Raw genomic sequence first — 24,878 nt, forward strand, 5'->3', positions numbered from 1 at the left:
AGGACACTCAGTAGTCTTTCCATAACGCACTGTGCCCGGCGAAAGTCATGAGATAGTCCAGACATGTGGCTCACCTGGCGCGCCGCGACGGAGCGCGCGCTTTACGGCGAGGGGGGCTTCTACCTCCGCGAACGCCCTTCGGGCCACTTCCGCACCTCGGTCAGCGCCTCGCCCGCGTTCGCCGACGCGGTGCTGGCGCTGCTCACCGAGGTGGACGCCGAGCTCGGCTCCCCCGGCGTGCTCGATCTGGTCGACATCGGCGCGGGCGAGGGCACCCTGGTCACCCAGGTCCTGGCCGCCGCCGAGCCAGGCCTGCGCGACCGGCTGCGCATCACCGCCGTCGACCTCTGCCCCCGGCCAGAGGGCGTGCCCGAACGGATCCGCTGGCGCCCCGACCTGCCCGCCGCCGTCACCGGGCTGGCCATCGCCAACGAATGGCTCGACAACATCCCGCTCGACGTGGTGGAGCAGACCCCCCAGGGCCTGCGGCTGCTCATGGTCGACGTCCGCACCGGCGAGGAACGGCTCGGCGGCCCGCCCGCGCCGGCCGACCGCGAATGGCTCGAACGATGGTGGCCGTTGCTCCGGGTGGGGGCTCGCGCGGAGATCGGCTGCCCCCGCGACAGAGCCTGGGCGTCGGTCCTGGATCGCCTCGTCAAAGGCAGAGCGATCGCCATCGATTATGCACATCCTGTGGATAACCGTCCCCCCTGTGGGACCCTGACCGGATACCGCGACGGCGCGGTCGTGACCCCCGTCCCCGACGGCACCTGCGACATCACGGCGCATGTCGCGCTCGACGCGTGCGCGGAGGCCGGCCGCGGAGCCGGTGCGATATCCACAACCTTGTCCACACAGCGTGACGCCCTCAAGGCCCTCGGCATCACCGGCGCCAGGCCGCCCGCCGACCTGGCCCACGCCGATCCGCGCGGCTACCTGCGCGCCCTGGCCAGAGCCTCCGAGGAGGGCGAGCTGATCGACCCGTCGGGTCTCGGCGGCTTTGGCTGGCTCAGCCAGTCGCGGTGAGCTCCAGGGACCGCAGGCCGCGGATGACGTAGCCCGGCTTCCACTCCGGCTCCCGCCGCAGCTCCAGCGTGGCCGCGCGGTCCAGGAGCGCCCCGAACGACTCCATGAGCTCGATCCTGGCCAGCGGCGCTCCCAGGCAGAAGTGGATCCCGGCGCCGAAGGAGATGTGCGGGTTGTCGGCACGGCCGACGTCGAGCCTGTCAGGGTCGTCGAACACCGTCTGGTCCCGATTGGCCGACCCGAACAGCAACGCCACCTCCGCGCCACGCGGGATCTCCACGCCGTGCACCTCGATGTCCTCCAGCACCCAGCGCTCGAACATCTGCAGCGGCGTGTCCCAGCGCATCAGCTCCTCCACGGCCGTGGGCAGCAGCGACGGGTCCTCGCGCAGCCGTACGAGCTCGGCGGGGTTTCTGAACAGCGACCACCAGCCGTTGCCCGTCACGTTCACGGTGGCCTCGTGACCGGCGTTGAGCAGCAGGACGCACGTGCCGACCAGCTCGTCCTCGGTCAGCTCGGCGATCTGGGTGAGCGCGCTGATCAGATCGTCGCCGGGGCGCGGCCGGCGCTCGGCGGCCAGGGCCCTGAGGTAGCCGGCGAACTCCTCCGCCGCTCGGACCGCGGCGTGCTGGGCATCGGGGGCGGGGTTGAGCTCGTACATGCCGCAGATGCCGGCCGACCACGGGCGCAGCAGGTGGCGGTCCTGGTCGGGGATGCCGAGCATCTCGGCGATCACGGTGACCGGCAGCGGCTCGGCGACCTCGGCGATCAGGTCGCCGCCGCCCTTGGCGACGTACGTGTCCACCAGCTCCCGGGCGATGGCGCGCACGCGGGGGCGCAGCGACTCGACCATGCGCGGCGTGAACGCCTTGGAGACCAGCCGGCGCAGCCTCGTGTGCACCGGCGGCTCCACGTCGAGCATGCCTGCCCTGATCACCCGCCAGAACGGCTCCTGGAACTCCGGCTCCGGCGGCCTGCCGAACTCCTCGTGCGTGGCCACGTGCAGGTAGGACCGGCCCAGGCGGCGGTCTCTGAGCAGCACGTTGACGTCCGCGTGGCGCGAGATCAGCCACTGGTTCGTCGGTTCGAAGTAGCTGATCGGAGCCTCGCGCCGCAACTCTTCGTAGACGCCGTACGGGTGAGCCACGAAATCCGGATTCCAGGGATCAAAGCGCATCATTTCATCTTAGAAGCGGGATCCTCCGTCGCGGGAGTGCCGTTTCCGTCTCCTCCTCCAACGCCCGCTGCCTGGCGTGCCTGCCGCGCATGCGGATGTTCAGCAGCTCCACGATCACCGAGAACGCCATCGCGAAGTAGATGTAGCCCTTGGGGATGTGCTGGCCGAGCCCCTCGGCGACGAGCATCACCCCGATCAGCACGAGGAACGCCAGCGCCAGCATCTTGATGGTCGGATGCCGGTCGACGAACCTGCTGATCGGCCCGGAGGCGAACAACATCACCAGCACCGCCACCACGACCGCCGCGACCATCACGCCGAGCTCGTCGACCATGCCGACGGCCGTGATCACGGAGTCGAGCGAGAAGACGACGTCGAGCACCATGATCTGCACGATGACGGACGTGAAGGAGGCCGCCGCGGCCTTCCTGCCGTCCTTGCCGTGCGGCCCCTCCATGCTGTGGCCGATCTCCGTGACGCTCTTGGCCAGCAGGAACAGGCCGCCCAGGAGCAAGATCAGATCGCGTCCCGAGATGTCGTGGCCGAAGACCGCGAACAGCGGATCGGTCAGGCGTACCACCCACGACAGCCCGAGCAGCAGGAGCAGGCGGCTGATCAGCGCCGCGGCCAGGCCGAGCACGCGGGCCCGGTCACGCTGCTCCGGGGGCAGCTTGCCCGCCAGGATGGAGATGAAAATGATGTTGTCGATCCCCAGCACGATCTCCAGGGCGACGAGGGTGAGAAAACCGATCCAGATTTGCGGGTCAGCCACCCATTCCAGCATTTACGCACCTCCAAGGCATGTGACGGCGGGTCTCCCGGTAGCAACGACTCAGCTGTCCCATAAGTTCGCCCGCTTGCGATCCATGCCCTGGTACGGGTTATAGTCCTTGACGTAGGTCATGAGTGCCAGCGACAAGCCCCGGCTAGCTGGCCGGCAACCCTCGCGTCCGCGGCGGGGTGCCCCGGGTGAAGACCTGGTCCGTCACGAGGTGTGGCGGGCAAGCGCGGGCTCCGCTGGCTGCTCCAGGGGTCCGACGACCCCGAGGAGGATTGCCGTGTCCACGCTGACGATCTTCAAGTCCGCTCACGTCCGGGCGGACGAGGCTCCCGCCACCACCGAGGAACCGCGCGTCCCCGCCGTGCTCGGCGCCGACCTCAAGGTCCCGGTCAAGGGCGGCAGGCTGGTGAGCTACGCCAACCTCGACTACGCCGCCAGCGCCCCTTGTCTCGCGCCGGTCAGCGCGGCCGTCGCCGCCGCGCTCCCGGCCTACTCCAGCGTCCACCGCGGCGCGGGCTACGCCTCCCAGCTCACCACCGCCCGCTACGAGCAGGCCCGTCACACGGTCAGCGCGTTCGCCGGCGCCCGGCCGGACGACGCCGTGATCTTCACCCGCAACACCACCGACGCCACCAACCTGCTCGCCCGCTGCCTGCCCGAGGGCACGACCACCGTGGTCTTCGACACCGAACACCACGCCTCCCTCCTCCCCTGGCCCCGGTCCGTACGGCTGGCGCCGCCCGCCCTCCCCGGCCAGGCCGTGCGCGCCGCCGACGACGCGCTGGCCGCGATCGACGGGCCCAAGCTGCTCGTGGTCACCGCCGCCTCCAACGTCACCGGCGAGCTGTGGCCCATCGCCGCGCTGGCCCACATCGCGCACCGGCACGGCGCCAGGATCCTGGTGGACGCCGCGCAGCTCGTACCGCACCGGCGGCTCAACCTCACCGCGCTCGATCTCGACTACGTGGCCTTCTCCGGGCACAAGCTCTATGCGCCCTTCGGGGCCGGCGTGCTGATCGGGCGGCGTGACTGGCTTGCCGAGGCGGAGCCGTACCTGAGGGGCGGGGGCGCGGTCCGGTCGGTGGCCGGCGCCGTCGAGTGGCACGACGACCCGGAGCCGCGGCACGAGGCGGGCACGCCGAACGTGCTCGGCGCCATCGCGCTGGCCGCGGCCTGCGACGCGCTCACCGCCACCGGGTGGACCCCGCTGGTGCGGGAGGAGGAGCGGCTGGTCGCCCGGCTGCGTGCCGGTCTCGCCTCGATCGAGGGCGTACGCGAGCTGTCCCTGTGGGGGGAGGACCACCCGCGCGTGGGCATCGTGTCGTTCACCGTCGACGGACGCCCGGCCCGCGAGGTGGCGGAGGTGCTGTCCGGCGAATATGGCATCGGGGTGCGCGACGGCAAGTTCTGCGCGCACCCGTTCGTCCGTCACCTGGTGGACGTGCACTCGGGCGGCGGCTGCGAGGACGGCACGGCATCAGCGGTGCGCGCCTCGATCGGCATCGGCACCACGCAGGAGCACGTGGACCGGCTGATCGAGGCGCTGCGCGACCTCACCTCCCGCTGAGTCAGCCTTTCGGCGGTTCGCCGCGGCGCGGGGGCGGCTCGTCGCCGACCAGGGCGTCGATGTCCCGCATGTCCTTGTCGCTGAGCGTGCTGTCCTTCGGCGCGCTCGGCTGCCGGGGCACCTGGGGAGGCTCCTGCTGCGCCGGCTCGGGCGTCGTCGGCCCCCCGGCCGCACCGGTCGTCGTCGTGCCGGTCGTGGCCGTGCCGGGCCTGGCGGGCGCGCGGGCGGCGAGCTCCACCTCGGCCGCACGGCGTTCGGCACGCCTGCGCGACATCGTGCGGACGATGCCGTCCAGGCCGAACCTGCCGCCGCCCAGCACGAGGAACAGCAGGCTCAGCGTGCCCAGTGCGCCAGGCAGCTCCCAGCCGTTGTCGGAAGACAACGGGGTGAGCCCCCAGTGCACGAAGAAGATGGCGCCCAGCATGTTGATCAGCAGCAGCAACGCCACCGGCCTGACCAGCAGGCCAAGGATGAGGAAGATGCCGCCGACGGTCTCCACGACGGTCGCGTAGGAGGCGGCCAGCTCGGGCAGCGGGATCCCCGACTCCCTGAAGCCCTGTGCGGTGGCGCCGAGGCCGCCCTGCCACTTCTGCCATCCATGAGCAAGGAAGATCACGCCTGTCACCACGCGCGCGATCAGGGCCGCGACGTCGAACAATACCCTTTTCATGGTTATTTCTCCCCCCATTCCAGGTATCCCTCCCCATGTCCGACTTCGGGATGCATGGTCATACCAAGCTTTGACCGTCCACCCCGCGCTGGATCGACACCCACGACGGTGGCAGCATGGCCGTATGACGGAACGCGTGGTCGGACTCGGTGCGGGCGCGAAAGAACTGGCCACCGAGGACATGATCCTCAACATCGGCCCCCAGCACCCGTCGACCCACGGGGTGCTCAGGCTCCGGCTGACGCTCGACGGCGAGCGCATCGCCACCGCCGAGCCGATCATCGGCTACATGCACCGCGGCGCGGAGAAGTTGTTCGAGGTCCGCGACTACCGCCAGATCATCATGCTCGCCAACCGGCACGACTGGCTGTCGGGGTTCGCCAACGAGCTGGGCGTGGTGCTCGCCGCCGAACGCCTGCTCGGCATGGAGCCGCCCGTCCGGGCCGTGTGGGCGCGTACGCTGCTCGCCGAGCTCAACCGGGTGCTCAACCACCTGATGTTCCTCGGCTCCTACCCCCTGGAACTAGGCGCGATCACCCCGCTGTTCTACGCCTTCGACGAGCGCGAGCGCATCCAGGCCGTCATGGAGGAGATCTCCGGCGGGCGCATGCACTACATGTTCAACCGGGTCGGCGGGCTCAAGGAGGACCTGCCACTCGGCTGGCTCGACCGCGTGTCGGCGGCCGTCGAGCAGACCCGCCGCCGCGTGCCCGACATCGAGAACCTCATCCTGCACAACGACATCTTCCTGGCCCGCACCACGGGCGTCGGCGTGCTGACCCACGACCAGATCATGCAGTACGGCGTCAGCGGCCCCATCGCCCGCGCCTCCGGCGTCGACTTCGACCTGCGCCGCGACGACCCCTACCTCGCCTACCCCGAACTGCCCGTCAAGGTGGTCACCAGGAGCGCCGGCGACTGCCACGCCCGCTTCGAGGTCCTGCTCGAACAGCTCAAGGTCTCGCTCGACCTGGCCGACGCCTGCGCCGAACGGCTGCGCGCGCTTCCCCCCGGGCCGATCAACCAGCGGCTGCCCAAGGTGCTCAAGGTGCCGGAGGGCCACACGTACGCGTGGACCGAGAACCCGCTCGGCATCAACGGCTACTACCTCGTCTCCAAGGGCGACAAGACGCCGTGGCGGCTCAAGCTGCGCTCCGCCTCCTACAACAACGTCCAGGTCCTGCGCGAGATGTTGCCCGGCCACCTGGTGGCCGACATGGTCGCCATCCTCGGCTCGATGTTCTTCGTCGTGGGTGACATCGACAAGTGACGACGCAAGAACGCGACAAGTACGTCGACTGGCTGCGCGCCCTGAGCCTGATCGTCGTGGTGGTGTGGCACTGGGCGTTCACCATTCTCGAATGGAAGCCGCACGGCCCCGAGCCCACCAGCCCGCTGGGCTTCACCTCCGGCCTGTGGATCCTCACCTGGCTGCTGCAAGTGCTGCCGCTGTTCTTCTACGTCGGCGGTCACGTCCACCTGCTGTCCTGGAACCGGGCCAGAGCCCGGGGCGTCGGCATCGGCTCGTTCGTCCTGCGGCGCATCCGCGCACTGGCCTTACCCGCACTGTTCCTGTCCGGCGTGTGGGTCCTCATCGGAGCCACCGTCACGTGGGCGTTCGACGTCGACTGGATGTGGCGGGTGGTGCTGCTGGTGCTCAGCCCGCTGTGGTTCCTCGGCGTCTACCTGGTGCTGATCGCGCTGCTGCCGGTGGCGCTCTGGCTGCACAACCGCTACGACGTGCTCGCCCTGATCTGGCTCGGCGGCGCGGCCCTGGTGATCGACGTGGTGCGCTTCAGCTACGGCGTCGACCCGGCGGGCTGGCTCAACATGCTCATCGTCTGGGGGCTCGCCCACCAGGCCGGCTTCTTCTACGACCGGGTCGTGGCGCTGCCCCGGCGCTACGACAAGGGGCTGCTGTGGACCGGGCTGTTCGCCCTGTTCGGGCTGGTCTACTCGGGCATCTATCCCGGGTCGATGGTAGGCGTGCCCGGCGACAAGTGGTCCAACATGGCGCCGCCCACGTTCGTGATCGTGGCCCTCCTGCTCTTCCAGATCGGCCTCGTCGAGGTGCTGCGGCCGTCCATGGAGCGCGTACTCGTGCGGCCGGGCTGGCGCCGGGTGAACGACTTCATCAACCGCTACTCGCTGCCGCTGTTCCTCTTCCACACCACGGGAATGGCCATCGCGCTGGGGTTGTCGTGGTGGTGGTTCGGCACCATGGGCACGCGGATCCCGCCCGACCTGAAATGGTGGCTGGAGCGCCCCATCGCCGTCATCGGCCCGCTGGTCTGCACCGCCCCGGTCATCTACCTCTTCGGCCGACGCCGCCGCACGCCTGTACGTCAAAAGCAGGGCGAGGACGTCGGCCGCTCCCTAGGCTCGGAACATGGCTGACATCGGCTTTCACGCCACCGCCGAGGACGAGCGGATCATCCGTGCCGCGCTGCGGGAAGGTGAGCGGCCGAGCGACGTGATCCGCCGCGCGCTCCGTGTCCTGCACCGGGAGATGTGGCACGACCGGGTCCGCAGAGGCGCCCGGCGCAGCACCGAAGACCTTCCCGGCGAGCACTAGTCGCGCTTCTGCTCCTCGGGCTCCTTGGGGATGCGGCAGGCGTGCTCCAGGTAGAGGGCGGCGCAGACGAGCACGACGCACGACACCAACGACCCCGTGGCGACGAGGAACTCGCCCCTCGGCGTCTCCCTGTCGAGCAGTTGCACGGTGTGCAGCCCGAACCCGGCGAAGATCCCCCCGAACACCGCCCCCGCATACGCCGACGCCTTCGCCAGCGCGGCCAGCCGGGCCACCGCCATCGGCTCCACCGGCTTCGTGCCGGGTTTCCGCTCGATCCGGGCCTTGGTCAGCCACGCGGTGTAGCCCTCACCGATGGCCAGCAACGTCACCGTGGGGATCGCGGTCCACGGCATGAGCGGCAGGTCGGAGTAGACGGGCCGGATCACCACCCAGGTGAGCAGCGCGACGACGACGAGGATGCCGACCAGATGGCCGGGGCGGGTGGGCCTCAATCCGGCCTCTGCAGTTTGAGATCCTCGCGCAGGCGTACGCCCTGCCGGTCGAGCCCCTCCAGCAGGTCGGCCACCCGGCCGCGCCCGGGCAGCACCGCCTCGGGGTCGGCCTTCGACCACGGCACCAGCACGAACGCGCGCTCGTGAGCGAGCGGATGCGGCAGCGTCAGCTCGGGATCGTCGCTGACGGACTCGCCCACCACGATCAGGTCGACGTCGAGCGTGCGCGGCCCCCACCGCTCCTCGCGGACCCTGCCGAAGGCGTCCTCGACGTTGAGCGCCCGCTCCAGCAGCCGGGCCGGCTCCAGCGTGGTCTCGGCGATCACGATCGCGTTGAGGTAGGGGCGCTGCCCGGACGGGCCGCCGACCGGGTCGGTCTCGTAGACGGGGGACGCCTGGACGAACTCCAGCCCAGGGGCGTCGAACAGGGTGTCGACGGCGCCCTGCAACGTCTGGAAGCGAGGACCCAGGTTGCTGCCCAGGGCGATGACGGCCTTCATCAGCGGCTCCGCTCGATCGTCACGACCACATCGTCGAACGGCAGCGGGATGGGCGCCGCCGGCTTGTGCACGCTCACCTCGGCCTTGCGCACCAGCTCGCTGGACAGGCACACGTCGGCCAGCCGCTGCGCGAGCGTCTCGATCAGCTCGACCGGCTCCCCCTCCACAACCCTGACCAGGGCCTCGGCCAGCTCGCCATAGTGGACGGTCTTGGCGAGGTCGTCGCCCGCCGCAGCCGGGGCGGTGTCGAGGAACAGCGTCGCGTCGATCACGAACTCCTGCCCGAGCTCCCGCTCGGCAGCGAGCACGCCGTGTCTCCCCCAGGCCCGCAGACCCTTGAGAGCGATGCGGTCAGCGCTCAAGCTCGCCGTCCTCCTCCTCGTCGTCGTCGCTCTGGAGCACCGGCGAGCCGTGGTGCATCCACAACCGCCATCCCTGCGGGGTGCGGAGGTAGACGTTGCTGGCCACCACCTTGCCCGCGGCGAAGCTGGACTCACCCTCCTCACCCGCGGTGAGGATGTTCTCGACGCAGGTGAGCACGGCCACGTCACCCAGCACGGTCGTGTTGACGTCGGTCAGCACGAACTGGATGTAGGTGGTGTTGGCCATGATCAACGCCCAGGACCGCAGCACCTCGGAGCGGCCCGTCAGCAGGGTCCAGCCCGGGTGCACGCAGCTCACCTGCTCGTCACCGGAGTCCTCCGCCCAGATCTCGGTCATCTTGTCGAGATCGGCGTTCTCGATCGCGGTGTAGAACTCCTGGTTCACCGTCTCGATAGCGGCGGTGTCGACGCTCATGTGTTGGCTCCGGCTCTCTTCCATGCGGCGGCCACGCGCACGGCATCGGCATTGGGACCTACCTCGTGCACGCGCACGCACCAGGCGCCCGCGTGGGCGGCCAGCGCGGTCACCGCCAGCGTGGCGTCGTCGCTGCGGCTGAACGGCCGGGGTGTGCCGTCGGGGTCGGCCAGCAGCCGGCCGAGGAACCGTTTGCGCGACGCCCCCACCAACAGCGGGAAACCCATCTCGGCGAGTTTCGGGATGCCTGCCAGCAGCGCCCAGTTGTGGTCGGCGTTCTTCGCGAAACCGAGCCCCGGGTCGATCACGATCTGCTCCTCCGTGACGCCCTCCGCCAGCACCAGGTCGACCCGCTTGCTCAGCTCCTCGCGCACCTCGGTGACCACGTCGGCGTAGACGGCACGGCTGTCCATGTCGTGGCTGTGGCCGCGCCAGTGCATCACGACGTAGGGGACGCCGGTCGCGGCGACCGCGCGGGGCATGTCGGGGTCGGCCAGCCCGCCGCTCACGTCGTTGACGAGCCGTGCGCCCGCCTCGACCGCGGCCCTCGCGACCTCCGCTCGCATCGTGTCGACGCTGACCCGCACCCCCTCCGCGTCGAGCGCCCTGATCACCGGGACGACCCGGGCCAGCTCTTCCTGCAGCGACACCCTGGCGGCGCCGGGACGGGTGGACTCGCCGCCCACGTCGACGATGTCGGCGCCCTCACGGACCAGGTCGAGGCCGTGCCGGATCGCGACGTCCTCGTCGAACCACCGGCCGCCGTCGGAGAACGAATCAGGCGTCACATTGACCACGCCCATGACAAGGCACCGATCCGCACCTCCCGGCACGTTCATGGGCACGCTAGTCATGGACCAAGCCTAGGCGCTTGCGGACACCTGATGACATCGTGGGTACCCCGTTCAGTCGTCAGCGGCCCAGGATCAGCGCCATCGCCTCGGATCGGGTCTTGTCGCTGGTGCGGAAGTCACCGCGAACCGCCGAGGTCACGGTCTTGGCGCCGGGCTTGCGCACCCCCCGCATCGTCATGCACAGATGCTCGGCCTCCACCACCACGATGACGCCGCGCGGCTCCAGCACCCGCATGAGCGCGTCGGCGATCTGCGAGGTCATGCGCTCCTGCACCTGGGGGCGACGGGCGAACACGTCGACCAGGCGGGCCAGCTTGGACAGGCCCGTCACCTCGCCGCGCTGGTTGGGGATGTAGCCCACGTGGGCCACCCCGTGGAACGGGACCAGGTGGTGCTCGCAGGTCGAGTAGACCTCGATGTCCCTGACGAGCACCATCTCGTCGTGGTCGACGTCGAAGACCTTGGTCAGCACGTCTTCAGGCGTCTGGCCGAGCCCGGAATACTGCTCGGCCATGGCGCGAGCGACCCGGGCGGGCGTGTCGAGGAGGCCGTCGCGGTCGGGATCCTCGCCGATGGCGTAGAGGATCTCGCGAACGGCCTTCTCGATCCGCCCTTGGTCGATGTCGTGCTGAGTCACGCACTGTCTCCGGACGGGAGGGCGTCCTGGTGGCCCGCGCCGAGCGAGCCGTTGGCCGACTGCTCCTTCGGGGTCAGGATCGGCGGGCGGTCGGAGGGCAGCCGCTTGCCGTAGCCCGCGTAGGACGGGCGGTGCTCCCTGATGACCACCGGGCTGAAGATCTGGAGCACCTGCTCGCGGGAGAGGGTCTCCTTCTCCATGAGCTCGAGCACGAGGTTGTCGAGCACGTCGCGGTATTCGACCAGGATGTCCCAGGCCTGGTCGTGCGCCGTCTCGATCATCCGGCGGACCTCCTCGTCGATCGTGGAGGCGATCTTCTCGGAGTAGTCGCGCTCGTGACCCATCTCGCGCCCGAGGAAGACCTCGGCCTGGCCGCTGCCGAACTTGCGGGCGCCGAGCTGCTCGCTCATGCCGTATTCGGTCACCATGCGGCGGGCGACGGCCGTGGCCTTCTCGATGTCGTTGGAGGCGCCGGTGGTCGGCTCGTGGAAGACGAGCTCCTCCGCCGCGCGGCCGCCGAGCAACATCGCTAGCTGGTCCATCATCTCCGACCTGGTGGCCAGGAACTTGTCCTCCATCGGCAGCGTCATCGTGTAGCCGAGCGCGCGGCCGCGGGACAAGATCGTGATCTTGTGCACCGGGTCGGAATTGGGCAACGCGTGCGCCACCAGCGCGTGACCGCCCTCGTGGTAGGCGATCATCTTCTTTTCCTTGTCGGACATGACCCGCGTCTTGCGCTCGGGGCCCGCCATGACGCGGTCGATCGACTCCTCGAGGAGCTCCATCGTGATCAGCTTCTGGTCGGCCCGCGCGGTGAGCAGGGCCGCCTCGTTGATCACGTTGGCCAGGTCGGCGCCGGTGAACCCGGGGGTGCGGCGCGCGATGACGTCGAGGTCGACGTCGGGGGAGAACGGCTTGCCCCGCCCGTGCACCTTGAGGATGCCTTTGCGGCCCTCGAGGTCGGGCCGGTCGACGGTGACCTGCCGGTCGAAACGGCCGGGACGCAGCAGCGCCGGGTCGAGGATGTCGGGCCGGTTGGTGGCCGCGATGAGGATCACGCCGCCCTTGACGTCGAAGCCGTCCATCTCGACGAGCAGCTGGTTGAGCGTCTGCTCGCGCTCGTCGTGACCGCCGCCCAGGCCGGCGCCGCGGTGGCGGCCGACCGCGTCGATCTCGTCGATGAAGATGATCGCCGGGGCGTTGGCCTTCGCCTGCTCGAACAGGTCACGCACACGCGAGGCGCCGACACCGACGAACATCTCGACGAAGTCGGAACCGGAGATGGAGTAGAACGGCACGCCCGCCTCGCCCGCGACCGCGCGGGCCAGCAGCGTCTTGCCGGTGCCGGGCGGGCCGTAGAGCAGCACGCCTTTGGGGATCTTGGCGCCGATCGCCTGGAACTTGGCCGGGGCCTGCAGGAACTCCTTGATCTCCTGGAGCTCCTCGATGGCCTCGTCAGCGCCTGCGACGTCGGAGAAGGTCGTCTTGGGGGTGTCTTTGGTGATCAGCTTGGCCTTCGACTTGCCGAAGTTCATCACCCGGGAGCCGCCGCCCTGCATCTGGTTCATGATGAACAGGAAGATCAGCACGATGATGACGATCGGCAGGAAGCTCACCAGAAGGCTCACCAGGAAGTTTTCCTGCGGCACCTCGGTGGCGAAGCTCTTGGTCTTGCCCGCGTCGACCTGAGCCTGAAGCTCGTCGGTCAGCTTGCTGCCGTAACCGGTGACCCAGTCCGACTGGATCAGCTTCGTCGGGGCGTCGCCGGCCTTCACCACGACGGGGTTGGTCAGCGTCACCTCGATCCGGTTGTCCTTATCGATGATCTTGGCGTTGCTGACGTTTCCGGCGCGAATCTGCTGGAGAACCAGGGACGTGTCGGCCGGCTTGTAATTGCCGCCACCGCTCCAGAGCTGGGTGACGAGCAGGAGCAGCACGACGATGCCCAGGATCCACAGCAGTGGCCCACGTGTAAATCGCTTGAGATCCATCCGATGCGGAACCCCTTGCGGGCCCGTCCCTTCCTGACCATGGCCTTGAACCCGGGTCGCCCCGGGGCCGCGGCATCCGACACCGCGACTTCTGACTACCCGAAGGGGACACGGGGTCACCCTCCAGAAGTCCGAAGGTACACCGGCACAGCGCACGGAGGGACCCGCCCGCTACACCGGTCTTGCCCTATCAACGTACGTCACGTTGCGCAGTGTTCCCGGTCCGCCGGGAACACTGCCGGATTGCTAGGTGTAAACGTGCGGAGCGAGCGTGCCGATGAACGGCAGATTGCGGTATCGCTCCGCGTAGTCGAGCCCGTAACCGATGACGAACTCGCTGGGAATGTCGAAACCAACGTATTTCACCTCGATAGGCACCTTCACCGCGTCAGGTTTGCGCAGCGCGGCGCAGATCTCCAGCGAGGCCGGATTGCGCGATTTCAGGTTTTCCAGCAGCCAGTGCAAGGTCAGGCCGGAGTCGATGATGTCCTCGACGATCAGCACATGACGGTCGAGGATGTCGGTGTCGAGGTCTTTCAGCACGCGTACGACGCCGGACGACCTGGTGCCGGCACCGTAGGACGACACCGCCATCCAGTCCATCTGCACGGGCACGTGCAGAGCCCTCGCCAGGTCGGCCATCACCATGACCGCGCCCTTGAGCACGCCCACGAGCAGGACTTCCTTGCCCGCATAGTCGTCGTCGATCCGGCCGGCGAGCTCTTTGATCCTGGCCTGGAGGTCGTCCTCGGAGATGAGGACCTTCTCCAGGTCATTGCCCATGTCGGCAGCGTCCACCTGTGGTTCCTTACGGGATGGGACTGATGGCGAGTATCAGGGTGCCATACCGCCGCACGGCGGACAGACCCCCGGGCAGGTCCACCGCCTTCTGCCCGCGCCACCGCGTGACCAGCCGGTCAACGGCCAGCACGTGGGCGGCCGACAGGGCTCCCGGCGGTGCTCCCGCCGCGATGGCCGCACGGCGCAGCACCCTCCGCCTGACGGCGTCGGGCAGCTTCTCCAACTCCGCCGTGGACAGCGCGACCGACTCTCCCATATCGCTAAGAGCGCAATTTCGGTACGCCGACTCCGCCCACCGGTCCAGGGCGTCAGCGTCCTCGCGCGCCATCCCCGCGGTTCTCGCGAGCGCCTCCGCGACCCCCGGGCCGAGCTCCCTCTCCAACACCGGCAGCACGTGCCTCCTGACGCGGACCCTCGTGTAGCGGGGATCCACGTTGTGCGGGTCGTCCCACGGAGACAGGCGCAGCGCCTGGCAGGCGGCGACCGTGGTCGCCCGCGGGAGGTGGAGGAACGGGCGGAGCCAGCGGCCGCTCCTGGCCGCCATGCCGGACAACGAACGCAGTCCGCTCCCCCTCGCCAGGCCGAGCAGGACCGTCTCCGCCTGGTCGTCCCTCGTGTGGCCGAGCAGGACCGCCGGCGCCTGGAGCCGGTCGGCCGCCTCGGCCAGCGCGGCGTAACGCGCCTCCCTGGCCGCCGCCTCGGGGCCGCCCGCCGTGCCCACCGTCACCGCGAGCACCTCCACCGGATCGAGCCCCATTCCCCGGGCCAGCCCCGCCACCGTCTCGGCGCGCTCGGCCGAGCCCGGCTGGAGCCGGTGGTCCACGGACAACACGCCCGCCCGCAGGCCCATCCTGGGGGCCACGAACGCCAGGGCGGCCGACAGGGCGAGGGAGTCGGCTCCGCCGCTGCACGCCGCGAGGACCAGCGCGCCCTCCTCGGCGTCGGCCAGCGCTTCGCGCACGGCCCTGCGCACGTCGGCTACTGCTGGATGTGGCCCCACGAGGCCATTCTCCCGGTTCCCGCCGCCACTTCCGGCAACCCGCCGCCGCCACGGCAACCCACCCGTCGTCACACAGTCTCTACGGCGACCCGCCGGTCACCCGGCAACCACGGGCAACCGGTCGAAGCGCGACCGCCCCCCGGACACCCCGCCGGAGTCCGACCGTCCCCAGGACACCCCGCCCCAGGACACCCCGCGCGGCTTCCGGCCGCCACCGGCGATCCGGGCGGGTGACGCGGGTCAGGCCGGGAGGGCCGGAGTGCCTATGACGCGGGCGACCCAGGCGTCGGGGTCGGAGATCTCCGGTGTCGTCGGCAGCGTCTCGGGCGAGGTCCAGATCTTGTTGAAGCCGTCCATGCCGGCCCGGTCGACCACGGTGCGGACGAAGGCCGAGCCCTCCGCGTACTGCTTCATCTTGACCTCGATCCCCAGCAGGCGCCGGACCGTGCGGTCGAGGCGGGAGCCGCCCTCGCGGCGCTGGGCGAACTTGGCGCGGATGTCGGCGACCGACGGCACCACGGAAGGGCCGACAGCGTCCATCACGTAGTCGCCGTGCCCTTCGACCAGGGTCATCACGGCCGTCAGGCGGTCGAGGATCTCCTTCTGGCCGGGCGACTGGATGGCGTCGATGAGGTTGCCCTCGCCGCCGCGCACCACGTCGGCCACCGTGTCGGCGGCGTTGCGCAGGCGTTCGAGCAGGGTGGGCAGGTCGAGATCGGACGCGAGCAGGAACTCGGTCATCTGCGACCGTACGTATTCGCGCAACCACGGCACGCCCGTGAACTGGACGCGGTGGGTCTCCTCGTGGAGGCAGACCCAGAGGCGGAAGTCGTGCGGATCGACGCCCATCTCGCGCTCGGCGTGGACGATGTTGGGCGCGACGAGGGTCAGGCGGCCCGTCGGCTCCTCGCCGGTCGGGTCGGGCGGGAGGAAGAGCTCGTACTGGCCCAGCACGCGCGAGGCCAGGAACGCCAGGACGGCGCCGACCTCGACGCCCGTGATGCGGGAGCCCACGGCCGTGACGATGGCGGGTGGCGGATTGTCGCCGCCGCTCATGCGCTGGGTCAAGGGTTCGAGCACCACGCGGAAGCCCTCGACGTTGGCCTTGATCCAGCCCGGCCGGTCGACGATGGTCGCGGGCTGCGGCGCGGTGTCGGTGTGAATTTTCGTGAACTCGCGCACGTGGCCCTCGGCCTCACGTGACAGGGTGCGGAGCTCGGCGACGGCCTGCCTGGCCTCCTCCCGGCTCACCTGAGGACCGGGGCGCACCAGGCGCGTGCCGGTCGTGACGGCCAGATCCCAGTCGATCACCTGCATAACGTCCACCGTACGTGCTTCTCGTCGTACCCGCGAAGGTCCCCGGCCGAGCCGCGATCCGCAGGATCGCCACCAACCCGCGAGGGAGCGCCGGTGTCTGGACTGAGGAGAGAGGGAGCGCAGCGACCGAACGACGATGGAAGACACCGGACCCAAGCGACCGAGCCCGCGATCCGCAGGATCGCCATGGATACAGTCAACTGCGGGCGACGATGGCGGCGAGGCGGTCGAGTACGGGCTCGGCGGTGACGGGGACGTGGTCGGCCATGAAGGCGAACGTGACCAGTCGCCCATCTTTCGTGGTGGCCAGTCCTGCCAGGGTGTTGACGTTGTTGAGGGTGCCGGTCTTGGCGCGTACGAGGCCGACCTGGCCCTTGCTGTCGGCGGCGGTGAAGCGGCGGCCGTTGCCGAGGGTGCCGGAGAATCCGGCGATCGGCATGCCGGAGGCGATGGCGTGCAGGTCGGGGTGGTTCGCGGAGCCGGCCATGGCGATGATCTTGGCCAGGGCGTGGGGGCTTATGCGGTTGCGGATGGACAGGCCGCTGCCGTCGGAGAGCGCGGCGACGCCCTGGGCGGCCCCGAGCCGCTGGAGTACGGCGATCACGCCCTTGGCGCCTCCTTCGAACGACGCCTGTTGTCCTTCCTTGAGTGCGACGTGCCTCATCAGCGCCTCGGCCATGTCGTTGTCGCTCTCGGTCAGGGTGTGCTCCACGAGGGCGTAGACGGGGGCGGAGTCGACCCGGCCGAGTTCGGTGGCGCCGGCGGGGGCTTTGGCCTGGCGCACGGATTTCGACACCGCGATGCCCTCCTTCTTGAGGAGTCTGGCGAAGGCGGCGGCGGCGTATCGGGGCGGGTCGTCGACTCTGGGGGCGTTGTAGCGGGGGTGCCGGCGGCCTTCGTCGATGGCGAGGGCGTGGACGGTGGCGACGTTGCCGTCGGGGATGTAGCTCGGCTTCCAGCCGTCGGCCTTGGTCGGGCCGACGAAGAGGGACGTGTCGTACGAGAGGGTGACTTTCTTGATATTTCGCGACTTGAGGGTGGCGGCGGTGCGGGCGGCCAGCGTCCGGAGCGAGGCCTGCTTCGGGTAGCCGGGCTTGGCGGAAGGGCCGGCGAGCAGCGGGTCACCGCCGCCCACGAGGACGGCGGTGCCGGGTTTGGCGCCCTGGACGACCTTGGTGGACAGGCGGGTGTCGGGCCCCAGAGAGGCGAGCGCGGCGGCGCAGACGGCGATCTTCGTCGTGGAGGCGGGCACGAAGGCGGCGTCGGCGTTGGAGGCGAAGATCTGCTGGCCGGTGACCGCGTCGAGCACGACGGCGCCGACCCTGTCGCCCAGGGCCGCGTCACCCAGCGCGCGGGTGAGCTGCCGCGTCAAAGTACTCTTGGTCGGGAGAGGTCCGTCTCCGGGCTTCGCCGGAAGCTGGGCCAGCACAGGTCCCGCGGTGACCACGGGGGCGGGGGGAGACTCTTCCTGCGGTGACTCCGTCGGCCCGGCCGGTGGAGACTGCCCCGTCAACGCGCTGAGGCTCAAGCCGGTGGTCATCGCGTAAACGCCGATGACGATGGTCAGAGCCTGGAGCACGACGAGGGTGGTCAGCATCACCCACCTGTCGTGCCGCGCCACGTCGCCCGCCCTCTCTCCAGTGTTCGCCTACGAGACATTAACGCCCAGCCGGGGGTGCCCGGGGGCTGAGCGGGGGAGAGAAGCCCGGACCGGGCCCCGGGGAGGCGGGTGATCGCGTTCCCGGACGCCTGGCGAGGTGCTCTCGACCCATGAGAGAGGACCGCGGTGGAGTTCGACGTTGTCGTAGAGATTCCCAAGGGGCAACGGAACAAGTACGAGGTGGACCACGAAACCGGGAAGATCAGGCTCGACCGGCTCCTGTTCACCTCCACGCAGTACCCCGCCGACTACGGCTTCATCGAGAACACCCTCGGTGAGGACGGCGACCCGCTGGACGCGCTGGTGTTGCTGCAGGAGCCGACGTTCCCCGGCTGCTACATCACGTGCCGGGCGGTGGGCATGTTCAGGATGACCGACGAGAAGGGCGGCGACGACAAGGTCCTCTGCGTCCCCTCGACCGATCCCCGCATGCACCACATCCAGGACATCCATCACGTGTCGGAGTTCGACCGGCTGGAGATCCAGCACTTCTTCGAGGTCTACAAGGACCTCGAGCCGGGCAAGTCGGTCGAGGGCGCCAACTGGGTGGGCCGCATCGAGGCGGAGGCCGAGATCGAGCGCTCCTTCCGCCGGGCCAAGGACGAGGGAAACCACGGTCACTGACCGTCAGCGGGGCCTGGTGGCGCCCACCAGGTCCCCGCGGTAGATCGAGGCGACCCGTACGACGTCGCCGGTCTGCGGCGCGTGCACCATCTGGCCCCGGCCGACGTAGATCCCCACGTGGTGGATGGTGCCGGGGTCGTCGCTGATGTGGCCGAAGAACACCAGGTCGCCGCGGTGCAGCTGGTCGAGCGGCACGTGCGGGCCCGACGTCCACTGGGTGCCGGTCCAGTGGTCGAGCCGCACGCCGACCTTCTCCCAGGCGCGCATGGTGAGCCCCGAGCAGTCGTAGGTTTCGGGGCCGTCGGCCGCCCACACGTACGGCTTGCCGAGCTGGGTGAGCGCCCAGTTGGCCGCGACGTCCCCCAGCGCCGAGCCGCGGGAGGTGAGCCCGGCGACCGACGCGGCCGCGGCCTTGCGGCGGGCCAGCCGCTGGGCGCGGGTGCGGGCCGCGTCGACCTTGCGCTGGAGGTGCTCCTCGCGGGCCCGCAGCGCCTTCGTTTCACGCAGTTGCCTCGCCACGGCCTCCTTGGCGGCGATCTTGGCGAGTCTGGCGCGTTCGGTGGCAGCCTTGTGGGCGGCGTAGGCGTTGGCGGCCTCGATGCGCAGGATGTTCGCGACCTCCTGGGCGTCGCGCATCCTGGCGAGGATCGCGGCCCGCTCGCTGCTCATGTGTTCGAGCACGCCCGCCCGGTGCAGCAGGCCGCTTGTCTCGCCCTGGTCGATGAGGATGCCGAGGAACGGCTCCCGCATCGCCACGCCGCCGTAGGTCTCCGCCGCCAGCAGCGCCACGTCGTGCCGGGCCAGCTCGACCTCGGCGTCGGCCGCCGCGAGTCGCGCCTTGGCCTGCTCGTTGGCCTGCTCAGCGCGCCGGAGCTGGACGAGCTCCCCGTTGTACGCCTCCACCAGCCGCTCGACCTCGGCGGCCAGCCGGTCGAGCCGTGACTGGGCGGTCGCCAGCTTGGCGCTGGTCTCCCCTAGCCGCTTCGACCGCTCGCGTACGGTCTGGCGGGCCTTCTTGACGTCACGCGAGGAGGGGACGGGCTCCGCCATGACCGGCGGGCACATGCCGACCAGCAGGCAGCCCACGAGCAGCCCAGCCCGGAATGCGCGCATAGGTCCCCCTGGAAGCAGATGGTCACTCTATGCACACAGTCCCCGACAGTTGACGTGCGTAACAGGGGTTTACGCAGGTCAGCCGCTTTCCGTAGGCGTTGCCGAAGGTTCCTCGGTGTGCGGCGGGGTAGCCGTTTGCGTCGGCTTGGGGGTGGTCGGGGTGGGCGTCACCGTGACGGTGGGGATCGGCGTCATGGTCGGGGTGGGGATGCGGGTCGGGGTGCGGGTCGGGGCGAAGGTCCGGGGCGGCCCACCGGGGGGCCTGAACGTGTGCCGCGGCCGCGAGGGTCTGACCGGAGGGGGCTCCGCAAGGGACGGCTCCACCGGCCGTACGTGCGTCGGAGGGAGGCCCGGCGGCCGGCCCTGCCCGGTGGGCCGCGGGCCGGGCGACGGCGGCGGGCCGGGCGACGGCGGCGGGCCGCCGGTCGGCGAGGGCATCAGGGGCGAGGGCGAGGGGATGACCAGGGGCGGCGGGAAATCGGGCGACTCCGTGACGCCGAGCGGGCGCATGGTCGTGGCGTCGACGATGGGCATCACGGTCACCGGCTGGTTCTTCGGCTCGCCCTGCCAGGGCAGCCTGATGCCGGGCGGCTCGCCCGTCGGGGGGAACGCCGCCGTGGCGACGCCCGACAGGCCGCCGTTGTCCCTGCCGATCTGCTGGAAGATCACCGCTATCGCCACCACGGCCGCGACCGCCGCCAGCGCGCCTGCCAGCGCCTGAGGCCACCTTCCAGCGCCCTTGTCCGCGGGAACGGGAAACCCGGCGGCTCCCAGGCCGCTCGTCCGCCTGGCGACGTAGCGCCGGTAGGGCAGCAGCTCCGGGTCGCCGAAGCAGCTCAGCACCCTGACCCGCAGCGCCTCCGGCAGCGCCACGGCCGGCAGCAGCGCGTAGACCTTGGCGGCCGACACCTCGCGGGTGCGGTGGGGCGCGCAGGTCTCGCAGTGCGACAGGTGCCTGATCAGGTGCTCGCGCATCTCCTGGGTCAACCGGCCGGAGAAGCCGGCGAGGATGCGGGCGCGCGCCGGGCAGTCGTACGGGCCCTTCCCGGCCAGGATCTCGGCCGTGAGCGCGCCGCCCAGGCGCTCGCGGGCCTCCCCCATGACCTGCTCCACCTGGCGCGGCGGGAGGGCGAGGACCTGGGCGAGCTCGGTGGCGGGCAGTTCGTGCCGGTAGGCCAGCTCCAGCACCTCGCGGTCGGCCACGGGCAGGCCGTGGACCGCGTTCCACGCCATGATCCGCAGGTCGGCGTCGGCCGGGTCGTCCAGCGGCGGCGCCTCGGCCAGCGCCTGCGCGGAGCCGGGCGGGGCGCAGGCCCTGCGGCGCAGGCACTCGGCGCGGGCCAGCGCGTACAGCCAGGTGCGCAGCCTCCCCGGGTCGGCCAGCGCGTCCGCGTGCGCCTCGGCCGCGATCAGCGTGTCGCGGAGAGCCACCTGCGCGCTGTCGCCACTCATCAGGAGGGACCAGCAGTAGCGGTAAATGCTCTCCGCATAGGCGTCGTAGAGCGCGGCCACGGCGTCGGTGTCGCGGGCGCGAAGGGCTTCGACCAGAACGCGGTCATCCATGTGACCGAAGGTAATGGATCGGTAACTAGTAGTTCCACCATTTCCGCGCCGTTGGCTCGGCTTGTCGGGCCGCATGTTCGGGTACCTGATGAATATTCACGATGGCCCCCTGCGCCCTTTTTGTAGCCCCTATGCGGCACTGTGCCGCACTATGCGGCCCTGTGTCGCCCTGTGGCCCGTTTTATCGAACTTTAGAGCAGAAAATCATTGCTTGTACTTGGAGACGATCTCAGTGCTCCGGTCCACCGCGAACGGCTCGGTCGTCGGCTTGACCGTGTGCACCGGCAGGGCGCCGCCGAGCGCCAGATCCTCGTAAGGACGGCCGGTCGACCCCCAGGTCCGCGCCACGATCTCGGTCTTGGCGACCTTGGCGCGCGCGGGAACTCCCGACACCGTGAGGATGAAGCGCGGCGGGCGGCCCGCTTTCACGTCATCCACGAACGTGCTGCCGCCGGCCAGAAGTTTGCCTGATTTGTCGCGCAGCAGCGCGTTGACGACGAGGCTGCTCGCCGCCGTTCTATAAGGATTATCGACATACCCGGTAATAAGGTATGAGCCGTTCTTCTGGCGCAATGTCTGGGTCCGGGTGATGGGAAACTCCCGGAACGCCGACGGGATGCGCGCCGCCAGCCGCCACTGCGCGGGGCGGTACTGGATCGTCACCTTGGCCGGCTTCTCGGTGGCGGTGGCCTGGCCGGTGAAGGCCAGCGACCCGCCCGGCGGCACGGCGTCGAGCGGCTGGTCCATCCTGACCACCTCGGCGCCCTTCGTGTCGTGCCCGACGATCGTGGCCACCACGTGCTCGCCGAAATGCCACGGGTTGGTGTTGCTGAGCACGCCGGCCCAGTTGACGGCATATCCGTCGGCGGATTTGACGATATTGGAGACCTGCTCCTTGAGAGCGAGCGGCTTGAGCTCTTGTACGGGCTGTTCCTCGCTCGCGCACCCGGTGAGGCAGATCGCCCCGAGTGCGAGGAGGCTGACGGTTCGGCTACGCGGGATCACTTTGCCGTGATAACCCGTGCATGGGCACGGATGGCAGAGGACACGCGCCTGCCGTACCAAGTCTTTAACGCGGACGCACGACCCTGGACTCGTCCCAGACCGGCTCGGGCGACTCGTAGACCGTGCCGTCGGAGCCGAAGACCAGGAAGCGGTCGAAGTCGGCGGCGAACCAGCGGTCGTGGGTCACCGCCAGCACCGTGCCGTCGAACGCCTCCAGCCCCGCCTGCAGCGCCTCGGCGCTGGCCAGGTCGAGGTTGTCGGTCGGCTCGTCCAGCAGCAGCAGCGTGGACCCCGACAGCTCCAGCAGCAGGATCTGCAGGCGCGCCTGCTGCCCGCCCGAGAGCGATTCGAAGCGCTGCTCCGCGACCCTGCCCGCCAGCTCGTAGCGGGCCAGCGCCTTCATGGCTTCGTTCTTCAGCCTGGCGTGCTCGGTCATGACGATGTCGACAGGGGTGCGGCCGAGCAGCTCGGGCCGGGCATGCGTCTGGGCGAAGTGGCCCGGCACGACGCGGGCGCCCAGCCTGGCCACGCCCTCGTGGCGGACCTGCTCGCCCGCCAGCAGGCGCAGGAAGTGGGACTTGCCCGAGCCGTTGGAGCCGAGCACCGCGACGCGCTCGGCGTACCAGACCTCCAGGTCGAAGGGGCGCATCAGCCCGCTGAGCTCCAGCCCTTCGCAGATGACCGCGCGCTTGCCCGTGCGGCCGCCCCGCAGGCGCATCTTGATGTTCTGCTCGCCCGGCGCCACCTCCGGCGGCCCCGCCTCCTCGAACTTGCGCAGCCGCGTCTGGGCGGCGTGGTAGGCGGGGGCCATGCCGTCGTTGTAGCGCGCTTTGTTCTTCAACATGGTGACCAGGGCCTTGAGCTTGGCGTGCTCTTCGTCCCAGCGCCTGCGCAGCTCGTCGAGCCGCTCGTTGCGAGCCTTGCGCGCCTCGGCGTAGGTGGCGAACCCGCCGCCGTGGATCCAGATGCCGCCCGACTCGACGGTGACGATCCGGTCGGCCGCGTTCGCCAGCAGCTGGCGGTCGTGGCTGACCAGCAGCACCGTCTTCGGCGTCTCCTTGAGCTGCTGCTCCAGCCATTCCTTGCCGGGCACGTCGAGGTAGTTGTCGGGCTCGTCGAGCAGCAGGGTCTGGTCGGGGCCGCGCAGCAGCGCCTCCAGGACCAGCCGCTTCTGCTCGCCGCCCGACAGGGTGGCCACGTCGCGATATTTCACCCGTTCGTACGGCACTCCGAGCGCGGCCACCGTACAGGTGTCCCAGAGCACCTCGATGTCGTAACCGCCGGCGTCGGTGTAGTCGCTGATGGCCTGCGCGTAACGCATCTGCGTCTTCTCGTCGTCGCGCTCCATCATCGCCAGCTCGGCCTCGTCGAGCCGCTCGGCCGCCTGCCGCACGGCGGGCGGCGCGACGCCCAGCAGCAGGGCGCGCACGTCGCTGCCGTCGCGCACGCTGCCGATGAACTGGCGCATCACGCCCAGCCCGCCGGAGCCGGCCACGGAGCCCTCGACCGGCTGGAGGTCGCCGGCGATCAGCCGCATGAGCGTGGTCTTGCCCGCGCCGTTGGGCCCGACCAGCGCCGCCTTCACTCCTTCGCCGATCCGGAAGGACACGTCGTTGAGCAGGGGCCGCCCGTCGGGCAGCACGTATGTCAGATGTCCTACTTCGACGTGACCCATGCGCGCAGGCTACCGGGCCGGTTCGTGACGGAGCATCACCTTTTCCGGCCGCTCAGATGAGCTCGGTCTTGTAGAAGATGCTGGCCTTGCGGGCCTTCGGAACGCCAGAGGCGAGACCCAGGCACAGGCGGGGGCCGCCGGAGGTGAGCTGGATGGCCATGCCCTCCGGCTCGCGGAAGTCGAGCGACCTGCCCGCCTCGGTGCGCGCCCGCTGCACGCGGCTGCCCGTGCGCAGGTCGAGGCACGTGATGAACGAGTTGCCAGGCGGCGGGTTGGCGTCACTGTAGGCGTTGCCGGTCAGGATGTAGACGAAGTCGCCGTAGGCGGCGTACCCCTGGAAGGTGCCCAGTCCCGACGTCTGGGGCACGTCGTGGATCGGGTCGGCCGAGCCGGACTTGAGCTCCGCCAGCGAGAACACCGCGAACCGGAAGGAAGCGCCGTCGTGGTAGCGCATGACCAGCCGGTCGGTCGAAGGGTCAATCGCGCAGGTGGTGTTGACCGCTCCGGAGACGGGGCTGAACTTGGTGAGCGCCGACGACGACCTCGTCAGCGTCTGGCCGTTGACGAACTTGAACCGCGCCAGCCTGCTGCCCCTGGCGGAGCTGCCGTCGCTCACCGCGTCGGTCTCGGTCCAGAGGTACGCCGAGCTCCCCGACGGCTCGACCCCGATCTGCACGCCGTGGCCGAAGCCCATGAGGTACATGTGGCCGAGGACCGAGCCGGTCAGGCTCAGCTTGGTCAGGCACAGGTCACCGGCGGCGTTCGAGCCTGCGCCGTTCTTCACCTGGACGGTGTAGATGTGCCCGTTGTCGTTGTCGAAGGCGAACGACTGCAGCACGGTCTCGTCGCGCAGCGCCTTCTTCCAGATCAGAGGGTGGGAGGGCGCGGTCAGCTGGAAGCGGTCTCCAGCTGAGGCGGCGGAGGCGGTGCCGGCGCCCGCCACGGCTGTGGCGGCGACGCCCGCGCCGATCTTGAGCAGGCCTCTGCGGGTGAGCGGCACGCGTGGTGACATCTTCACCATCCGTTCGGCTGGGGGGTTGTACGCAGCGTCACTCTAGTGGCGTGAGGCCCGGGTTCCGGTGAATCCCGGAG

The 24,878-nt window shown here is 70.0% G+C and carries 25 protein-coding genes and 1 riboswitch; of the genes, 6 read left to right on the forward strand and 19 right to left on the reverse strand.

Annotated elements, in window-relative coordinates; all coding sequences use genetic code 11:
- Positions 1 to 63 precede the first annotated feature (63 nt).
- A complete protein-coding gene (locus ACTWPV_RS25155) occupies positions 64 to 1,026 on the forward strand; it encodes an SAM-dependent methyltransferase (RefSeq protein ID WP_443153659.1) in 963 nt (320 codons plus the stop codon).
- Here ACTWPV_RS25155 and ACTWPV_RS25160 read toward each other — a convergent pair.
- Both ACTWPV_RS25160 and ACTWPV_RS25165 read right to left on the reverse strand, forming a co-directional pair.
- Entirely contained in the window at positions 1,010 to 2,203 is a 1,194-nt protein-coding gene (locus tag ACTWPV_RS25160; RefSeq protein WP_443153660.1) for a cytochrome P450, read from the reverse strand. The two genes, ACTWPV_RS25155 and ACTWPV_RS25160, sit on opposite strands and share 17 nt — an antisense overlap.
- Before the next feature lie 4 nt (positions 2,204 to 2,207).
- Positions 2,208 to 2,975, reverse strand: coding sequence for a TerC family protein (locus tag ACTWPV_RS25165; protein ID WP_443153661.1), 768 nt, complete (start codon positions 2,973 to 2,975; stop codon positions 2,208 to 2,210).
- A gap of 126 nt (positions 2,976 to 3,101) precedes the next feature.
- Positions 3,102 to 3,217: riboswitch (SAM riboswitch) on the forward strand.
- 44 nt (positions 3,218 to 3,261) lie between these two features.
- Here ACTWPV_RS25165 and ACTWPV_RS25170 point away from each other — a divergent pair.
- Complete coding sequence (locus ACTWPV_RS25170; RefSeq protein ID WP_443153662.1) at positions 3,262 to 4,551, forward strand: aminotransferase class V-fold PLP-dependent enzyme; 1,290 nt, start codon at positions 3,262 to 3,264, stop codon at positions 4,549 to 4,551.
- A 1-nt stretch (position 4,552) separates the two neighbouring features.
- Here the strand turns inward: ACTWPV_RS25170 and ACTWPV_RS25175 are convergent, their stop codons facing one another.
- On the reverse strand, positions 4,553 to 5,221 hold the full coding sequence (locus ACTWPV_RS25175) for a DoxX family protein (RefSeq protein ID WP_347648009.1): 669 nt from the start codon (positions 5,219 to 5,221) through the stop codon (positions 4,553 to 4,555).
- Positions 5,222 to 5,345: 124 nt separating this feature from the next.
- On the opposite strand from ACTWPV_RS25175, the gene ACTWPV_RS25180 reads away from it, so the two are divergent.
- The 3 genes from ACTWPV_RS25180 to ACTWPV_RS25190 are packed head-to-tail and all read left to right on the forward strand — an operon-like array spanning position 5,346 to position 7,796.
- Positions 5,346 to 6,491, forward strand: coding sequence for an NADH-quinone oxidoreductase subunit D (locus tag ACTWPV_RS25180; RefSeq protein ID WP_347648010.1), 1,146 nt, complete (start codon positions 5,346 to 5,348; stop codon positions 6,489 to 6,491).
- Entirely contained in the window at positions 6,488 to 7,618 is a 1,131-nt protein-coding gene (locus ACTWPV_RS25185; protein ID WP_443153663.1) for an acyltransferase family protein, read from the forward strand. The genes ACTWPV_RS25180 and ACTWPV_RS25185 overlap by 4 nt, the downstream gene beginning before the upstream one ends.
- The gene (locus ACTWPV_RS25190) at positions 7,611 to 7,796 is read left to right on the forward strand and encodes a hypothetical protein (RefSeq protein WP_443153664.1); all 186 of its coding nucleotides are present in this window, start codon (positions 7,611 to 7,613) and stop codon (positions 7,794 to 7,796) included. The genes ACTWPV_RS25185 and ACTWPV_RS25190 overlap by 8 nt, the downstream gene beginning before the upstream one ends.
- On the opposite strand, the gene ACTWPV_RS25195 is transcribed toward ACTWPV_RS25190, so the two are convergent.
- The 11 genes from ACTWPV_RS25195 to dacB all read right to left on the reverse strand — a co-directional run bounded on the left by ACTWPV_RS25195 (position 7,793) and on the right by dacB (position 17,518).
- Entirely contained in the window at positions 7,793 to 8,248 is a 456-nt protein-coding gene (locus ACTWPV_RS25195; protein WP_347773786.1) for a DUF3180 domain-containing protein, read from the reverse strand. The genes ACTWPV_RS25190 and ACTWPV_RS25195 overlap by 4 nt on opposite strands.
- Positions 8,245 to 8,748, reverse strand: a complete 504-nt coding sequence (gene folK / locus ACTWPV_RS25200; protein WP_347648014.1) for a 2-amino-4-hydroxy-6-hydroxymethyldihydropteridine diphosphokinase — start codon at positions 8,746 to 8,748, stop codon at positions 8,245 to 8,247. The genes ACTWPV_RS25195 and folK overlap by 4 nt, the downstream gene beginning before the upstream one ends.
- Positions 8,748 to 9,110 (reverse strand): dihydroneopterin aldolase, encoded by a 363-nt coding sequence (folB, locus tag ACTWPV_RS25205; protein WP_347648015.1) that lies wholly within the window; start codon positions 9,108 to 9,110, stop codon positions 8,748 to 8,750. Before folB ends, folK begins: the two co-directional genes overlap by 1 nt.
- Positions 9,100 to 9,546 carry a nuclear transport factor 2 family protein gene (locus ACTWPV_RS25210; RefSeq protein WP_132332063.1) on the reverse strand — a complete coding sequence of 149 codons (447 nt, stop codon included), beginning with the start codon at positions 9,544 to 9,546 and terminating at the stop codon, positions 9,100 to 9,102. The genes folB and ACTWPV_RS25210 overlap by 11 nt, the downstream gene beginning before the upstream one ends.
- Complete coding sequence (folP, locus tag ACTWPV_RS25215) at positions 9,543 to 10,400, reverse strand: dihydropteroate synthase (protein WP_443153665.1); 858 nt, start codon at positions 10,398 to 10,400, stop codon at positions 9,543 to 9,545. Before folP ends, ACTWPV_RS25210 begins: the two co-directional genes overlap by 4 nt.
- Positions 10,401 to 10,458: 58 nt before the next feature.
- The gene (gene folE / locus ACTWPV_RS25220; RefSeq protein ID WP_132597767.1) at positions 10,459 to 11,037 is read right to left on the reverse strand and encodes a GTP cyclohydrolase I FolE; all 579 of its coding nucleotides are present in this window, start codon (positions 11,035 to 11,037) and stop codon (positions 10,459 to 10,461) included.
- Positions 11,034 to 13,028 (reverse strand): ATP-dependent zinc metalloprotease FtsH, encoded by a 1,995-nt coding sequence (ftsH, locus tag ACTWPV_RS25225; RefSeq protein WP_347623964.1) that lies wholly within the window; start codon positions 13,026 to 13,028, stop codon positions 11,034 to 11,036. Before ftsH ends, folE begins: the two co-directional genes overlap by 4 nt.
- A gap of 246 nt (positions 13,029 to 13,274) precedes the next feature.
- On the reverse strand, positions 13,275 to 13,826 hold the full coding sequence (gene hpt / locus ACTWPV_RS25230; protein ID WP_347623965.1) for a hypoxanthine phosphoribosyltransferase: 552 nt from the start codon (positions 13,824 to 13,826) through the stop codon (positions 13,275 to 13,277).
- Between the two features lie 10 nt (positions 13,827 to 13,836).
- A complete protein-coding gene (tilS, locus tag ACTWPV_RS25235) occupies positions 13,837 to 14,829 on the reverse strand; it encodes a tRNA lysidine(34) synthetase TilS (RefSeq protein WP_443153666.1) in 993 nt (330 codons plus the stop codon).
- Positions 14,830 to 15,069: 240 nt separating this feature from the next.
- A complete protein-coding gene (locus ACTWPV_RS25240; RefSeq protein ID WP_347648018.1) occupies positions 15,070 to 16,146 on the reverse strand; it encodes a zinc-dependent metalloprotease in 1,077 nt (358 codons plus the stop codon).
- Positions 16,147 to 16,342: 196 nt separating this feature from the next.
- Positions 16,343 to 17,518 (reverse strand): D-alanyl-D-alanine carboxypeptidase/D-alanyl-D-alanine endopeptidase, encoded by a 1,176-nt coding sequence (dacB, locus tag ACTWPV_RS25245; protein WP_443153667.1) that lies wholly within the window; start codon positions 17,516 to 17,518, stop codon positions 16,343 to 16,345.
- 414 nt (positions 17,519 to 17,932) lie between these two features.
- Here dacB and ACTWPV_RS25250 point away from each other — a divergent pair, with 414 nt between their 5' ends.
- The gene (locus ACTWPV_RS25250) at positions 17,933 to 18,430 is read left to right on the forward strand and encodes an inorganic diphosphatase (protein WP_347648020.1); all 498 of its coding nucleotides are present in this window, start codon (positions 17,933 to 17,935) and stop codon (positions 18,428 to 18,430) included.
- A gap of 3 nt (positions 18,431 to 18,433) precedes the next feature.
- Here ACTWPV_RS25250 and ACTWPV_RS25255 read toward each other — a convergent pair whose 3' ends face one another.
- The 5 genes from ACTWPV_RS25255 to ACTWPV_RS25275 all read right to left on the reverse strand — a co-directional run bounded on the left by ACTWPV_RS25255 (position 18,434) and on the right by ACTWPV_RS25275 (position 24,798).
- Positions 18,434 to 19,543: an NlpC/P60 family protein gene (locus ACTWPV_RS25255; protein WP_443153668.1), complete on the reverse strand. Its 1,110-nt coding sequence runs from the start codon at positions 19,541 to 19,543 to the stop codon at positions 18,434 to 18,436.
- Positions 19,544 to 19,621: 78 nt separating this feature from the next.
- Positions 19,622 to 21,106, reverse strand: coding sequence for an RNA polymerase sigma factor (locus ACTWPV_RS25260; protein ID WP_443153669.1), 1,485 nt, complete (start codon positions 21,104 to 21,106; stop codon positions 19,622 to 19,624).
- Positions 21,107 to 21,310: 204 nt separating this feature from the next.
- On the reverse strand, positions 21,311 to 22,171 hold the full coding sequence (locus ACTWPV_RS25265) for a hypothetical protein (RefSeq protein WP_443153670.1): 861 nt from the start codon (positions 22,169 to 22,171) through the stop codon (positions 21,311 to 21,313).
- 4 nt (positions 22,172 to 22,175) lie between these two features.
- A complete protein-coding gene (locus ACTWPV_RS25270; protein ID WP_443153671.1) occupies positions 22,176 to 23,786 on the reverse strand; it encodes an ABC-F family ATP-binding cassette domain-containing protein in 1,611 nt (536 codons plus the stop codon).
- A 52-nt stretch (positions 23,787 to 23,838) separates the two neighbouring features.
- Positions 23,839 to 24,798 carry a phage baseplate protein gene (locus tag ACTWPV_RS25275; protein ID WP_443153672.1) on the reverse strand — a complete coding sequence of 320 codons (960 nt, stop codon included), beginning with the start codon at positions 24,796 to 24,798 and terminating at the stop codon, positions 23,839 to 23,841.
- Between the last annotated feature and the right edge of the window lie 80 nt (positions 24,799 to 24,878).

This window comes from Nonomuraea sp. KM88 (genome assembly GCF_052245635.1).
GTDB lineage: Bacteria > Actinomycetota > Actinomycetes > Streptosporangiales > Streptosporangiaceae > Nonomuraea.